General features: G+C 69.3%; 16 protein-coding genes. 7 read left to right on the top strand and 9 right to left on the bottom strand.

The annotated features are described in order from the left end of the window. Positions 1-396 precede the first annotated feature (396 nt). The 3 genes from thyA to Hrr1229_RS11245 all read left to right on the top strand — a co-directional run bounded on the left by thyA (position 397) and on the right by Hrr1229_RS11245 (position 2,314). The gene (thyA, locus tag Hrr1229_RS11235; protein WP_123112814.1) at positions 397-1,425 is read left to right on the top strand and encodes a thymidylate synthase; all 1,029 of its coding nucleotides are present in this window, start codon (positions 397-399) and stop codon (positions 1,423-1,425) included. Beyond that, a complete protein-coding gene (locus tag Hrr1229_RS11240) occupies positions 1,425-2,003 on the top strand; it encodes a dihydrofolate reductase (protein ID WP_123112813.1) in 579 nt (192 codons plus the stop codon). The genes thyA and Hrr1229_RS11240 overlap by 1 nt, the downstream gene beginning before the upstream one ends. Before the next feature lie 134 nt (positions 2,004-2,137). After that, positions 2,138-2,314, top strand: a complete 177-nt coding sequence (locus tag Hrr1229_RS11245) for a hypothetical protein (RefSeq protein ID WP_176329407.1) — start codon at positions 2,138-2,140, stop codon at positions 2,312-2,314. Positions 2,315-2,366: 52 nt separating this feature from the next. On the opposite strand, the gene Hrr1229_RS11250 is transcribed toward Hrr1229_RS11245, so the two are convergent. The 3 genes from Hrr1229_RS11250 to Hrr1229_RS11260 are packed head-to-tail and all read right to left on the bottom strand — an operon-like array spanning position 2,367 to position 5,729. Then, on the bottom strand, positions 2,367-3,578 hold the full coding sequence (locus Hrr1229_RS11250) for an ABC transporter permease (RefSeq protein ID WP_123112812.1): 1,212 nt from the start codon (positions 3,576-3,578) through the stop codon (positions 2,367-2,369). After that, complete coding sequence (locus Hrr1229_RS11255) at positions 3,575-4,312, bottom strand: ABC transporter ATP-binding protein (RefSeq protein ID WP_123114846.1); 738 nt, start codon at positions 4,310-4,312, stop codon at positions 3,575-3,577. The genes Hrr1229_RS11250 and Hrr1229_RS11255 overlap by 4 nt, the downstream gene beginning before the upstream one ends. Continuing rightward, positions 4,305-5,729: a hypothetical protein gene (locus Hrr1229_RS11260; RefSeq protein ID WP_123114847.1), complete on the bottom strand. Its 1,425-nt coding sequence runs from the start codon at positions 5,727-5,729 to the stop codon at positions 4,305-4,307. The genes Hrr1229_RS11255 and Hrr1229_RS11260 overlap by 8 nt, the downstream gene beginning before the upstream one ends. A 220-nt stretch (positions 5,730-5,949) precedes the next feature. Here Hrr1229_RS11260 and psmA point away from each other — a divergent pair, with 220 nt between their 5' ends. Next, entirely contained in the window at positions 5,950-6,741 is a 792-nt protein-coding gene (gene psmA / locus Hrr1229_RS11265; RefSeq protein WP_123112811.1) for an archaeal proteasome endopeptidase complex subunit alpha, read from the top strand. A gap of 56 nt (positions 6,742-6,797) precedes the next feature. Continuing rightward, on the top strand, positions 6,798-7,679 hold the full coding sequence (locus Hrr1229_RS11270; protein WP_123112810.1) for an MOSC N-terminal beta barrel domain-containing protein: 882 nt from the start codon (positions 6,798-6,800) through the stop codon (positions 7,677-7,679). A gap of 64 nt (positions 7,680-7,743) precedes the next feature. On the opposite strand, the gene Hrr1229_RS11275 is transcribed toward Hrr1229_RS11270, so the two are convergent. From Hrr1229_RS11275 to Hrr1229_RS11285, 3 genes are all read right to left on the bottom strand, one after another. Beyond that, complete coding sequence (locus Hrr1229_RS11275; protein WP_123112809.1) at positions 7,744-8,643, bottom strand: hypothetical protein; 900 nt, start codon at positions 8,641-8,643, stop codon at positions 7,744-7,746. Positions 8,644-8,736: 93 nt separating this feature from the next. Next, a complete protein-coding gene (locus Hrr1229_RS11280) occupies positions 8,737-8,913 on the bottom strand; it encodes a hypothetical protein (RefSeq protein ID WP_170938248.1) in 177 nt (58 codons plus the stop codon). 53 nt (positions 8,914-8,966) lie between these two features. Next, positions 8,967-9,836, bottom strand: a complete 870-nt coding sequence (locus Hrr1229_RS11285) for a CheF family chemotaxis protein (RefSeq protein WP_123112808.1) — start codon at positions 9,834-9,836, stop codon at positions 8,967-8,969. Between the two features lie 203 nt (positions 9,837-10,039). Here Hrr1229_RS11285 and fer point away from each other — a divergent pair, with 203 nt between their 5' ends. Further along, positions 10,040-10,429, top strand: a complete 390-nt coding sequence (gene fer, locus Hrr1229_RS11290) for a ferredoxin Fer (RefSeq protein WP_123112807.1) — start codon at positions 10,040-10,042, stop codon at positions 10,427-10,429. Between the two features lie 127 nt (positions 10,430-10,556). Here the strand turns inward: fer and Hrr1229_RS11295 are convergent, their stop codons facing one another. Continuing rightward, positions 10,557-11,207, bottom strand: coding sequence for an HVO_0476 family zinc finger protein (locus Hrr1229_RS11295; protein ID WP_123112806.1), 651 nt, complete (start codon positions 11,205-11,207; stop codon positions 10,557-10,559). A gap of 178 nt (positions 11,208-11,385) precedes the next feature. Here Hrr1229_RS11295 and prs point away from each other — a divergent pair, with 178 nt between their 5' ends. Then, positions 11,386-12,240 carry a ribose-phosphate diphosphokinase gene (prs, locus tag Hrr1229_RS11300; protein ID WP_123112805.1) on the top strand — a complete coding sequence of 285 codons (855 nt, stop codon included), beginning with the start codon at positions 11,386-11,388 and terminating at the stop codon, positions 12,238-12,240. Between the two features lie 44 nt (positions 12,241-12,284). Here prs and Hrr1229_RS11305 read toward each other — a convergent pair whose 3' ends face one another. Continuing rightward, the gene (locus Hrr1229_RS11305) at positions 12,285-13,811 is read right to left on the bottom strand and encodes a PAS domain-containing protein (RefSeq protein WP_123112804.1); all 1,527 of its coding nucleotides are present in this window, start codon (positions 13,809-13,811) and stop codon (positions 12,285-12,287) included. Between the two features lie 157 nt (positions 13,812-13,968). Further along, positions 13,969-14,526 (bottom strand): sugar O-acetyltransferase, encoded by a 558-nt coding sequence (locus Hrr1229_RS11310; protein ID WP_123112803.1) that lies wholly within the window; start codon positions 14,524-14,526, stop codon positions 13,969-13,971. Positions 14,527-14,560: the final 34 nt, after the last annotated feature.

Consider the following 14,560-nt stretch of genomic DNA (forward strand, 5'->3'; position numbering starts at 1 on the left):
CCCAGCCGTGAGGCGGGCGCACGTTCGCTGCGCTCCTCGTCACTCGCTTCGCTCATTCCTGCGGTGCTTACGTCACCTGCGCCCGCCTCACGGCTGCCCCTTTGAGTCCCACCCCGACCGCGCCCCGACCGCACAGCCTCACGCCTCCCCAGCCTCGTCGGCCGGCCTCCGCTTCGCTCCGGCCGGCCGACTCCCTCGCACCGGCGGCTCGCGGCCTCCGGCCGCTCGCCGGGGCGCGCCACCGCGTCGGTTGCTTATAAATCGCAGTTCGACGCCGGGGTGCGTGTCGGCGACTCGCCTCGATTCCGGTCACGATACACTTACTTTCCGCGGCGCGTTTGACCCGATAGACCCGTCGCTCCCCGCGCTTCCCGGACGGGGGCGACGCCGACCACCATGCAACAGTACCTCGATCTCGTCGACGACACCCTGTCGACGGGCACGTACAAGCCGAACCGGACCGGCGTCGACACGATCGCGTCGTTCAGCGGGCAGTACACCGTCGACCTCGCGGAGGGGTTCCCCCTCCTCACCACCAAACAGATGGACGGCTACCGCTGGAACTCGCTCATCCACGAGGTGCTGTGGTACCTCTCCGGCGAGGAGCACGTCAGGAACCTCCGCGAGGAGACGAAGATCTGGGACGCGTGGGCCGACGACGAGGGCCGACTCGACACCGCCTACGGCCGGTTCTGGCGCCGCTACCCAGTTCCGGAGGACGACGCCGCGCTTCCCGGCGAGACGTGGCCCGAGGACGCCCACCGCTGGGTGACCGTCGAGGAGGGCCCCGACGGGGGCGAGCGCCTGACGTTCGACCAGATTCGGTACGTGCTCGACACGCTCGAGGAGAACCCGCGCTCGCGCCGGATGGTCGTCAACGCGTGGCACCCCGCCAACGCCGCGACCTCCACGCTCCCGCCGTGTCACTACTCGTTCGTGGTGAACGTGCAGGACGGCCGTTTAAATCTCCACCTCACGCAGCGCTCGGGCGACATCGCGCTCGGCGTGCCGTTCAACATCGCCGCCTACGCGATCCTCGCGAACGCGCTCGCGCAGCGGACGGGGTTCGAGGTCGGCGAGTTCGGTCACACCGTCGTCGACGCGCACGTCTACTGCGGCCGCGGCGAGCGCGGCAAGTGGTACGCGAACAACCTCCCGTACGTGCAGGAGCGGCTCGCGAACGTCGGGAGCAAGGCCGACTACCTCGACGTGAAGGACTGGGTCGAGCGGACCGCCCCGGACGAGGCCGACGGCGAAGCGGGGTACGATCACGTCCCCGGCCTGCTCGAACAGCTCTCGCGGGAGCCGCGCGAGCGCCCCCGGATCGAGATCGCCGACGTCCCCCTCGACGAGCTGACCTACGAGGACGTCGAGCTCGTCGACTACGACTCCGCGGACGGCCTCTCGTTCGCGGTCGCGGAGTGATGGGCGGCGACGCGCCCGCCGGCGACGGCGCGGGCAGCGCCGAGATCGCCGACGTCGACCTCGTCATCGTCGCCGCCGTCGCCGAGAACGGCGTCATCGGCGACGAGGGCGGGATGCCGTGGCACTACCCGGCCGACCTGGCGCACTTCAAGCGTCTCACGACCGGCCACCCCGTGATCGTCGGGCGGAAGACGTACGAGAGCATCGCCGCCCGGATCGGCGGCCCGCTCCCCGACCGCACCAGCGTCGTGCTGACGACGCGCGACCTCGACCTCCCCGAGGGGGCCGTCGCCGCGAACGACGTCAGCGGGGCGGTCGTGCTCGCCGCCGCCGACGCCGCCGACCGCGGCGTCGACGAGGCGTACGTGATCGGCGGCGCCGCCGTCTACGAGCAGTTCCTCGACCTCGCCGACCGGATGGTGTTGACGGAGGTCCCCGGGCGTCCCGACGGCGACACGCGGTTCCCGGACTGGGACGCCGACGCGTGGCGGGAAGTCGACCGCGAGGTCGTTCCGGACGCCGAGACCGACGGCGACGGCGACCTCGCGTTCGTCACCTACGAGCGAAAAACCGACTGACGGTCGGGGCGTTCCTCTTGTACTGAGTGGACGTTCGGGCTGGATACTTCGCGAGAAGCACGCGGAACAGATATCTATGGCAAAAATACCACACGTAACAAAACTCTTGAGCTTCTAGATTGGTATGTGATGTCATGGCATTAGCGGAGTCGACGATCGAGCCGAGGCGGTGCCCGTTCTGCGAGGCGGAGTTGGCGTCCCCCGGAGCGGGGTTCGTCCGGCACATCGAGGAGAGCCCGGAGTGTCGAGACGCCTTCGAGACGTGGCGCGACCGCGTGACCGACGACATGCGCGGCGGCTGGGCGGGGTGACGGTCCCGCTCGCGGAGAGACGCCGCCGGGCTCGCCGTCGGGTCGCGGCTGCTCAGCTCCGGAGCGCCTCGACCGGTCGCTCGTTCGCGGCCTTCCAGGCCGGGTAGGCGCCGCTGACGAGCCCCACGCCGACGCCGAAGCCGAGCGCGAGGAGGAGGTAGTAGCCGTTCGTCGGGTCGAGCGCGAGGGCGGCGTCGACCTCCGGGGTCGCGGCGACGAGCCCGGCGACGAGCAGGACGGTGAGGAGGGTCCCCGCGGCGGCGCCGATCGCGCCGATGAGGCCGGCCTCCGCGAGCAGCACGCGCAACACGTCGCGGCGGGTCACGCCGACCGCGCGCATCACGCCGATCTCCTCCCTGCGCTCGACCGTGCTCATTAACATCACGTTGAGGATCGAGACGCCGGCGACGACGAGCGAGATGGCGCCGAGACCGAGGAGGAACGTGCTGAGCAGCCCGAAGAACTCGTTGACCTCGTCGACGATGGCGGCGAGCTCGAACAGCTCGACGCGCTCCTCGCGGGCGTTCACCTCCGCGCGGATGTCGTCGGCCGCGACCCGCGCCGCCTCGCCCGATTCGGCGACGACGAGGGCCTGCGCGTACCCGTCCGCCGAGAAGGCCGACTCGGGGAGGAAGACGGCGTCGTCGGGCGCGACCGGGCTGAACGTCTGGCTCTCGACGAGCACCGCGACGACGCGGACCTGGGTCCCCGCGATCCCGACGGTGTCGCCCGCGCCGACGCCGAGCTCCTCGGCGACGTCGGCGCCGACGATCGCGCCCTGCCGGTGGCGCTCGGGGAGCCGGCCCTCCGCGGCCTCGAACGCGAGCGCCGGCTCCTCGACGCCGTAGACGGTCGCGAACTCTTGGTCGCTCTGACTGGCGACGACCGCGTTGTCCGAGTACAGCGGGACGACCGCCGGCTCGCCCACGGCGCGCCGAATGTCGGCCACGTCGGCGTCGGAGAGCGACTCGATCCCGGCGTCGGCGTTCGGCGAGACCACGACCTGCGTGCCGATGTCGCCGATGGCGTCCTGGGCGCCCAGCGCCAGCACGTTGCCGAAGATCCCGAGCGCCGCGACCGCGAGCACGCCGATGCAGACGCCGAGCACCGCGAGCGCGGTCCGCACCCGGTTCCGGCGCAGGTTCCGCGCGGCCATCCCTACCGCGGGGCGCCAGCCGCGGAGCCAGCCGCTCGCTCCGGACTTCGGCCGCGAGCCCGGCCCCGAACCCGAACCTGACTGCGCCGCCGGTTCGCCCCGGCTCATTGGTCCTCCGCGGTCGCCGTCTCGGGGTCGGGGCGCGGCTCCGCTTCCCTCGTCTCATCGCCGTCCGGAATCCCGCCGACCAGCACGCCGTCGGTGAGCTCGACGACCCGGTCGGCGTACCCCTCGACGAGCGGGTCGTGCGTCACCGCGACGACCGCGACCCCCTCCCGCTTCACGCGCTCGAACTCCGCGAGGATCGACTCGCCGGTCTCCGTGTCGAGGTTGCCGGTCGGCTCGTCGGCGAGCAGGACCGCGGGATCGTTGATGAGCGACCGGGCGATGGCGACCCGCTGTTTCTGCCCGCCGGACAGTTCCGACGGCTCGTGGTCGAGCCGGTCGCCGAGCCCGAACCGCGAGAGCAGGTCGGCGGCGCGGTCGCTCGCGTCGCCGGGGTCGAACGCGGTCGGCAGCGCGACGTTCTCGACCGCCGTCAGCGTCGGCAGCAGGTGGAAGTCCTGGAAGACGAAGCCGATCGACTCCTTGCGCGCCGCCGTGCGCTCGGCGACCGAGAGGCTCGTCACGTCGGTCCCGTCGAGGACCCGCTTCCCCTCTGTCGGGTCGTCGAGCAGCCCGAGGACGTTCAGCAGGGTCGACTTGCCGGAGCCGCTCGGCCCGACGACCGCGACGAACTCGCCCGGCTCGACCGCGAAGTCGACGTCGTCGAGCGCGACCACCGGCTCGGCGCCGCCGCCGGGGTAGCGCTTGGTCGCGCCCCGCAGTTCGACGCTATACATCGCGCCGACGCACGACGCCTCCCACGACCGCGAGCCCGGCGGCACCGACGAGGCCGACCGCCCCGAGCGCGCCGACCGAGCCGAGCCCGCCGGCGGAGCCGAGGGTGCCGGCGGCGCCCGAGCTCCCGTCTCCGGTTCCCGCGCCGTCCGGGAGCGCCACCGCCTCCGTCTCCACGTACCGCACGCCGCGCTCGGTGTACGCGATCCGGATCGGGACCTCCTCGGCGACCGACGCGTTCACGGTCGTCCGCAGGTCGAAGGCGACGAAGTCGCCGGCACCGACCGCGCCGACGAAGTACTCGCCGCCGGCCGGCGTCGGTTCGACGCCCGGCGCCTCCCCCACGGAGACGACGACGCCCTCCAGATCCCCGCCGCCCGCGTTGCCGAGGTTGGCGTCGACAAGGACCTCGCCGTCGTCGGTCGCTTCGACCGTCGCGTCGGTGACAATCGGCTCCCCGTCGTGCGCGGGGTACCGGAGCGTCGACGTCGCGGTGCGCTCCGCGCCGGCGCCGTCCTGCGCGTCGATGCCCGCCCGGAACGCCGCCGTGAACGTCACCGCCGAGCGCCGGTCGAGGGGGCCGAGGTCGACGACGACGCGCCGCTCCTCTCCGGGCGCGACCTCCTCGACGACGTACGGGCCGGCCTCGAACGTCCCGTTTTCACTGCCGTTTCCGCTTCCATCACCGCCCGCGATCGGCTCGCCGGCCGCGGTCAGGCTCACGCGGTCGGCGGTCGTGGTTCCCGTGTTGACCACGGTCACCGCCACCGGGGAGTCGGCCGACCGCACGGCCTCCGCGGCGTCCTCGCCCGTGTCGAGCCCGCCGCCACCGCCGCCGAAGATCCCCTCGATGCCGTCGACGCCGATGCCGCCGGCGTCCTCGCTCTCGTCGTCGCTCCGGAGGTCCTCCGGGGCGAGCCCGCGCGTCCGGAGGTCGAGCGTCACCACGGCCGGCTGGACGTCGACGACGACGTCGCGCGTCACGGTGACGGTCGCCGGGTCCTCGCCGTCTTCGGCCTCCGCCTCGGCGACGACCTCGACGGTGACCCGGCGCTCGCCGGGGTCGTCGAACCGGGTCCAGAGGGTCACGTCGGTGGCGTCGCCGGGCGAGAGCGCGCCGACCGCGGTCGCCTCATCGAGCGGGTCCGCGTCGTCGTCCGCGCCCGCGTCGACGACCCTGACGCTCGTCACGTCGGCGGCCGAGGGGCTGCCGCCGGAGTTGGAGAGCGAGACGTTCAGGCTCGTCCGCTCGCCGACGACCGGATCGGTCGTACTCGCGTCGATCCCGTCGATCGCGATCCGGGCGTCCGGCACCGCCGCGACCCCGCCGACGGCCGCGAGGAGCACGAGGAGGGCCGTCAGCGCGGCTGTCGTTCGTGTGGGAGTCAAATTCGACCGCGCTAGGGGACCGATCGGCATATATCCGTCGTAGGCGGGGATCGCGGATTCCGCGCGTTGCGGTCGAGCGACGCCCGTCTCGGCGATCTCCGACCCGCCGACGCCGACGCCGACGCCGCGGGCAACTAAAGGGTCCGGGGTCGCTCCCGGCACGTACCGGTTACGGACCCTTTTTCAACCGTCCGGCGTAATGACGGGTAATGAGCCAAGGCGACACCGCGAGAGCGGGTGATCGACGATGATGGGCAACAACGACCAGCAGGCGTACGACCGCGGCACGTCGCTGTTCTCGCCCGACGGGCGCATCTACCAGGTCGAGTACGCCCGCGAGGCGGTCTCGCGCGGCGCGCCCAGCGTCGGGATCCGCACCGCCGAGGGCGTCGTGTTCGTCGCGATGTCCCGCGCCTCCTCGACGCTGATGGAGGCCGAGAGCATCGAGAAGCTCCACAAGCTCGACGACCACCTCGGCACCGCGAGCGCGGGCCACGTCGCCGACGCGCGACAGCTGATCGACCTCGCTCGCCGGCAGTCGCAGGGGAACCGCCTGCGCTACGGCGAGGCGGTCGGCGTCGAGACGCTGACGAAGTTCGTCACCGACCACATCCAGGAGAACACCCAGCGCGGCGGCACCCGCCCGTACGGCGCCGCGCTCCTCATCGGCGGCATCGAGAACGGCGAGCCGCGCCTGTTCGCCGCCGACCCCTCCGGCACCCCGAACGAGTGGAAGGCGACCGTCATCGGCGGCGGCCGGAAAGAGATCCAGGGCCACCTCGAAGAGGAGTGGAACGACGACCTCTCGCTTCCCGCCGGTATCGAGCTCGGCCTCGCCGCGCTCGCGGCCCACGAGGACGAGTTCGAACCCGACGACGTCGCGGTCGCGACGATCACCGAGGCCGACGGCTACCGGACCGTCCCCGGCGACGAGGTCGCCGAGGCGTTCGCGGCGGCCGGGCTGGCGACCGAGGACGACGAAGAGCCGGACGCCGACGGAGACGAGGAGACCGACGCTGCCGACGAAGACGACGAGGAGTAACGCCGCCGCCGCGCCGTCGACCGATCGCTTTTCTCACGCGCCGTCGAACGCGGGACATGGCACGCATCGCGGACCTCGTCGCCTATCCGCTGAAATCGAACGACGGCGTCGCCCTCGACCGCGCCGAGCTGGGGGCGGCCGGCGCGCTCCGCGGGGACCGCACGTACGCGCTCGTCGAGGCCGGCGTCGACCCCCACGAGGCGTCCGTCGGCGGGAACGGCGGCTACGTCAACGGGAAGCGCGAGCCCGCGGTCCACGGGATCCGCGCGAGCTACGAACTGACCGACTCGGTCGACGCGACGCCGACCGCGGTGACCCTCTCGCGGCCGGCGCGCGCCGAGACGAGGACCGATGCGGACGAGCGGCGGTTTGCGCTCCCCGACGAGGCCGACGCGGTGGAAGCGTGGGTCGGCGAGTACCTCGGCTACGATGTCGACCTGGTGCGCGAGCCCGACGGCGGGCTCCCGGACGACCGGGTCGCACACGGGCCGACGGCCGTCTCTCGCGCGACGCTGGAGACGGTCGCGGGCTGGTTCGACGCGGTCGCGGACGCGACGGAGATGCGTCGGCGGCTCCGTCCGAACGTGGTCCTCGACGACTGCCCCGCCTTCTGGGAGGACCGGCTGTTCGCCGACCGCGGGGAGGCCGTCCGCGTCGCCGCGGGCGACGCCGAGCTGCTCGGCGTCAACCCCTGTCAGCGCTGCGTCGTCCCGTCCCGGAACCCGGACACGGGCGCCGAGATCGACGGCTTCCGCGAGACCTTTATAAAGAATCGCCGGGCGACGCTCCCGGACTGGACCGAGAGCGACCGCTTCGACCACGACTTCCGGCTGATGGTGAACACCGTCGTCCCGGAGACGCAGCGGGGGGCGACCCTCGCCGTCGGCGACGAGGTGCGGATCGAGGGGATCGAGCCGCTCGACGGAGAGCTGTACTGAGCGCTCGGCGCGTCCGAACCGGCGAGAGCGTTTAAAAGGAAACGCGCGGCGAGACCGTCGGCGACTACCGGCCGCCGTCGGTCATCGCGACCGGCTCCTCCTCGGTGGCGTCGGCGGGAGCGTCGCTCCCGTCGGCGGTCGGTCCCTCGACGCCCGCGGTGTCGGGCGTCGTCTCGCCGACGCCGAAGTGGTTCCAGAGGGTGACGCCGACGACCGCGTACGCGACGAGGTCGTAGTGGACGGCCCCCTCGAACGCGGTGAACGCGGCGAGGGTGCTGTAGCCGAACAGCGCGACGACGCCCGCCACGAAGACGCTCTCGTTCGTCACCTCGCCCGCGGCCGCCGCGGCGAGTGACCGCTTGATCATCGGACCGCAGGCGACGAGGAACGCGATCCCCGACAGCGAGCCGAGGTTGACGAAGAAGTGCGTCGCCATCTGCGAGTCGAGGATCGACTGGAGGTACTGGACCGTCACCGGGTCGTAGAACAGCCACTCGACCCGGGTGGGGTAGAGGACGGCGATGTACGGGGTCGCGACCATCAGCCCGAAGAGGACGGCGACGGCGACGCGGGCGGAGTCGAACTGCGCGGCGCGCCGCACCTCGAACGCCGCGTCGCCGGGCGCGACCACGAGCCCGCAGGCCTCCAGCGCGTCCCGGAGCTCCCCGCGGGAGACGTCCGGGTCGTGGTGGATCCCGACCGTCCCGTTCCGCCTCGTCGCCGAGGCGGCGCTGACGCCGTCGCGGTCGAGCAGGACGGCCTCTAACAGCCCCTCGCGTCGCTTCGTGTCGATCCCGTCGACGGAGAAAGTGTCGTGGACGTGCGGCTCGGGCACCCGCGCGGTCCGCGGCCCCGCGTCGTCGGGCGGCGCCGCGTCGCGTCGGTCGCCCGCCGGCGCGTCCAGCCCCCGTTCGCGGGCCGCGGCGTCGAGCCGCGTCGAACGCCCGTGGCGGTCGTCTGGCATGTGAACTACCTACGTCCGCATCAGCATGAAACTTCCCCCGGATCCCGCCGAACGGGCCTCGGTCGGCCTCCCACCGGCCGGCGTCCGGCCGCCTCACTTGGCGAAGTAGCTCGTCAGGTATCCCGAGAGGAACGAGGCGATCCCGACCGCGGCCAACAGCTCCCCCGTCGACCACTCGTCGCTCTCCTCGGATCGCGCGGCCGCGGCGGTCACGGCGAGGCTGACGAGAAGCGAGATGACACCGTTGCTGAAGTCGGTCTTGAATCCCATACCGGTCGGAGGTGACGGCGAGGCATAGTCGTTCGGCCGGGCGGCGTCGGCAGTCAGGCGTTGACCGACTCCAGGTACGTGGTGACGATCATCTGCCCCTTCCGCGTGAGCGCCGCGCCCGACTCGCCGTCGACGACGAGCTCCTCCTCGCGGAGCTGATCGAGGACCATCGACGTCTGCGCGACGTCGCCCGTGACCACGTCGGCGATGTTCGCCTCCCCGCCGGCGGAGTAGATCGACACGAGGATCTCCAGCTGCTCTTCGGTCGGGTCGAACGACTCCAGCTCCTCCATGACCTCCTCGTACTCCAGCTTGATGTACCGGCCGAGCACGTTCAGCGTGCGCTCGTTCGGGACGGTCGCGATCGACGTGACGGTCCGTGAGTCGACGACGTGGCGGAACACGAGCGCGGGCCGCTGGGTGCCGGCGAGCGTCCGGTCGGTCCGCTCGTAGTCGATCACGGCGGAGAGGTCGACCTCGAACGGGTCGGGACAGTCGACGAAACCGATCGCGCCGGGCGACAGCGTCACCGACGCCGTGTGGTCCGACGCGTCCGTGACGCGACCGCCCACCTTCGCGGGGTGCCGGACGGTGACCGTCACGCCGCGCAGCAGCGCCTTGAACAGCAGGCGGATGAACCGCTCCATGTCCTCCGACTCGCCCTCGACGAGGGCCGTGCGTCGGTCGCCCCGCCGCTCGTACGCCAGGGTGACGCTGTCGCTGAAAAACGAGCGCAGGTCGCCGGGGACGGTGCCGACGGAGACGTCGAACACGGCGGACAGGGGGACGGTCGTCTTGTCGTCGTCCGTCGCGAGCACCAGTCGGCGCTGGCTCAGGAGCACCCGCCCCGTCACCGGCTTGTCGCTCCCGATGTCCGCGGTGTGAACGCGGCCGACGAAGTCGGCGACGACGGACTCTTCCATCGGACCACGCTACGCGCCGTTCGCTATTTACTGTTACCCACGGCGTATCAGTCATGATAACGAGCTGTCAGGCCGACCGCGCGGCGAGAGCGAACGTGTTCGGCGGCTCGCTCGGTTCTGATCGTCCGACGGGTCTTCCGATCGATCACCCGTGAGGCGAGGAACAGCAAAGCCTAATGAGGAGGGCATCAAACCGACAGGTGATGCCCACAGTAGAATACCTCAACTACGAAGTGCTCGACGACCACGGCTGGTCGATGGACGACGACAACCTCTTCGAGGAGGCCGCCGAGGCCGACCTCGACGCCGAGGACTACGGCACCCTCGAAGTGAATCAGGGCGAATACATCCTCGAATCCGCCGAGGCACAGGGCTACGACTGGCCCTTCTCGTGCCGCGCCGGCGCCTGCGCGAACTGCGCCTCCATCGTGAAGGAGGGCGACATCGAGATGGACATGCAGCAGATCCTCTCCGACGAGGAGGTCGAAGAGAAGAACGTCCGTCTCACCTGCATCGGCAGCCCGGCGACCGACGAGGTCAAGATCGTCTACAACGCGAAACACCTCGACTACCTGCAGAACCGCGTCATCTAACGCCGTCCCGACCACGTCGCGGTCGTACTCACAGACGGTGTTCGATGTGGGTCGCCCCCATCGGTGCCACCGTTTTTTCGGAAGGCTCGTTCCCCGGAGCGACCGCTGACTCCCGACGCCGCGACGCCTACCAGGCGGACCAGGCCGTCAGGCTCTCGTCGCGGCCGTACACCCGCTTACAGTCCTTCGCGTAGGCGAAATCGCCGTCGTGGTCGAGCTTCTCGTGGCGGTACTCCGGGGCGTCCTCGCGGATCTGGACGCCCTCGACGACGAACTCCTCGTCGCCGAACTCCTCGGTCTCGGCGACGGTGAACTCGTAGTCGCCGGGGACGTTCACCCGGATCGAGCGCGTCTCGTCGGCGTTCCCGTCCTTCGGGTGCAGCGTCACCGGAACGGTGACGTTGTCGACCGCGCGGGTCCACAGCGTCTCGACGGTCTCGATGTCGGCATCTTCGACGCGCTGCTCCGGCCCCACCTCGATCCCGGTGACGCGGACCTGCATCAGCGCGTCGGGGGTGTCGACGACGAACTCCTCGCCGGTCCCGACGTAGGTGTCCGCGGGGACGTCCATTCGGGTGGTGAACGACTCGCCGTCCTGCGAGACGACGATGTCCAACTCGACCGTGTCCTCCTCCGGGATCTCGGTCTTGTGCGTGTGGTCGCAGTCGGTACAGCGGACGGTCGCCTGCCCGCCGGGGCGCAACACTTCGTGGACGGTCTCCTCGCCCGGCGAACACGACGGGCAGGCGAGACCGACTCGGTCGCCTGTTTCGGTCATTACGGCGTCGTATCCGCCGCTCGCGTAAATATCCGCCCCTGTGGTCGCCGTGCGTCACACGCTCGCGTGGGGCTCGGGGCGCCGGTCCGGTGACCGCGTCCCTCGGCGCCCCGCGGACGACGCCGACCCGCGCCGGAGTAAGGAAACTGGTTTACCGGTGTCAGGGGAACGGACGCCCATGATCGTTCCCGGATCCAGCTCACAGCTGCTCGCGGCCGCGCTCGCCGAGGAGACGGGCCGACCGCTGGCGACGCCGACGTACGACCGGTTCCCGGACGGCGAGACGCTCGCGGCGGTCCCCGACTTCGCCGGGGACGAGGCGACGGTCGTCGCGACGACCGACTCCGACGCGGCGTGGGTCGAACTGCTCCAACTCCAGGACGCCGTCCGCGAGGCCGGCGCCGAGCGCGTGACGACCGTGATCCCCTACATGGGGTACGCCCGGCAGGACGAGTCGTTCGGCGACGGCGAGCCCGTCTCGGCGCGGGCGATGGCGCGGGCGATCTCCACCGGCGCCGACCGCGTCGTCCTCGTCAACCCCCACGAGCCGCGCGTCGCCGACTTCTACGACGTCCCCGTCGAGACGGTGGACGCCGCGGCCGTCCTCGCCGACCCGCTGCCGGCCGGCCTCGCCGACCCGCTGTTCCTCGCGCCGGACGAGGGCGCGGTCGGCATCGCCGAGACGGTCCGGGACGCGTACGGGGCGGGCGAGACGGACTACTTCGAGAAGCACCGCGACCGCGAGACGGGCGCCGTCGCGGTGTCGCCGTCGGACGCCTCCGTCGAGGGGCGGGACGTGGTCGTCGTCGACGACATCATCGCGACCGGGTCGACGATGAGCGAGTCGGTCGCCGTGCTGAATGACCGCGGCGCGGCGCGGGTGATCGCGGCCTGCGTCCATCCCATGCTCGCCGCCAACGCCGTGACGAAGCTGCGCGGCGCCGGCGTCGACCGCATCGTCGGCAGCGACACCATCGAGCGCGGCTGCAGCGTCGTCAGCGTCGCCCCCGTCCTCGCCGAGGCGCTCGAATAGTCCGACTCGGCTTCGTCGAATACACTGACACCGGCGTGTTCCTGTTAGCGTTGAACCTGTTCGGATATATCCCGCCCAATACCAACCGCCACTATTTCGTCCCCCAACGGGTCTGTCAGGCGGGTTCCGCGGAACTCGAATGAATGTCTCTCTCCATCGGCTGTGAGTATGTCCGCCTGAACAACAGTTGAGCCTGTATTCATGACGTCTTCAATACTCTCGTCGATCCGTTCGCGGTGCTCTTCAACGAACAGGTCTGTAGCACCCATCTCGTCGAGTTCCTCGTCAGCGTATCCAGATACCGTTGATAGGCGTTCGTTCCACCGACGCAACTCTCCGGTCTCGGTTACTGCATAGAAAATGTCCTGAAGCGCATCCAGACTCTCGTCGATGAACGTCTGTTGGTTGCGAATCCGCTGTTCTCGCTGGACTTCATCCGAAACATCGGTTATGAAGCCATCGATAACCTCTCGGCCGGTTACCGGGTCCTCGACCAACTGGCCCTGGTCGCGAATCCACCGCACGTCACCGTCTTTGGTAACGATCCGGTATCTTGAATCGAACCGACCCGTTGACTCGAGTCCCTCGATATGGGTAGACCAGAGGTTCTCCCGGTCTTCAGGGTGAATTATCTCTTCTGCGTTGATCACCTGATCTTCTAATTCGGTCGCAGTGTAGCCCGTAATCAGTTCAGCATCGCCTTTGACAAACTCCAGCGGGTACTCTGGCTCGTACCCGTGGCGATACACGTATCCGGGAAGGTTGTCAATAATCGTCTCCAGATGTAACTCCCGTTTTTTCTGTTGCGTAATATCACGGACCAGACCGACCACGCGGACCACGTTTCCATCGTCATCTTGAATGGGTTTCGTGTCGCCGTGAACCCATCGGGGTTCTCCATCCGGTGGAATAACTCGATACTCCACTTGGGATGATTCGCCCGTTGAGAGTGCTTCCATCGACTCACGAGCTTTCTCTCGGTCGTCGGGATGGACCATATCCAAAAACGACAGCGGGTTTTCCTCCAGCTCGTCGGTTGATCCGCCCCATATCTCTTCATACGCGGAGTTGATGAAGAGGAGTTCGCTCCAGTCATCGTTGAACATAAAAAGGATATCGTCCGTTCGATTAGCGAGTTCCGAGAGTTTCCGTTCTGTCTCCTGAACCGCTCGGCGAGAGCGATACTGATCGACCGCATTACTGATCCGATTGGCCAAGACCGTGTACTGACTGGAACTGGACGTTTTCTGTAGATAGTCGGTTACGCCCGCGGAAATCGCGTCGCTGGCGATCTCTTCAGAGCCCTTGCCTGTAAAGAGAATGAATGGGAGTTCCGGATACTCCTCGCGGACGGCGTTGAGAAATTCGATGCCGTCTGTGCCAGGCATGTCGTAATCCGAGACAATGCAGTCGATATCGCGAGCGGCCAAGTGCTGTAATCCATCAGCCGGACTGGTCACCGTTTGGACGTTAATCCGATCGTGTTCGCGTTCGAGAAATGTCGTAACCATTTCGGCAAACGATGGTTCGTCATCGACGTGAAGAACGCGAACCTCGCTGCCAAGACTCATAAATATATGCTAGTACGGTTCAACTTAACTGTACTGAGATATGGTAACATTCTGCACTACGAAACGCTGCATCTGACGCTAGTAAACAGTCTCCGCAGTAATGGGTGTCCCATTTTCCGCGAGATACGTCTGAAGAACCGGGTCGCTCCCGGCATCTCTATTCGATCTCCCGGATCACCCGCGCCGGGTTCCCGCCGACCACCGTGCGCGCCGGCACGTCCTTCGTGACCACCGCGCCGGAGGCGACCACCGCCTCGTCGCCGACGGTCACGCCGGGGTTGAGCACCGCGCGCCCGCCGATCCAGGCGTCGTCACCGACGGTCACGGGCCGTCCCCGCTCGCGGCCAGTCGCGCGCTCGTCGGGGTCGATCGGGTGGGTCACCGCGTAGACGTGGACGCCCGGGCCGAGCATACAGCGGTCGCCGAAGGTGATCGGGCACGCGTCGAGGAGGACGCAGCCGTAGTTCGCGAAGAAGTCGTCGCCGACGGCGACGTTGTAGCCGTAGTCGCAGCGGAGGGACGGCTGGACGACCGGGTCCTCGCCGACCGCGTCGAACAGCTCGCGGAGGAGGTCGGTCCGGCGCTCCCGCTCGGCCCCGCTCGTCCCGTTGTATCGGCGCGTCAGGTCGCGGGCGCGCTCGCGGTCGGCGACGAGAGCCGGGTCGGTGGGGTCGTACGGCTCTCCCGCCACCATCCGCTCGGTCTCGGTCGGCATGGTCGGGGTAACGGGCGCCGATTTATAAGTCGTC

The sequence above is a fragment of the Halorubrum sp. CBA1229 genome (genome assembly GCF_003721435.2).
Classification (GTDB): Archaea; Halobacteriota; Halobacteria; order Halobacteriales; family Haloferacaceae; genus Halorubrum.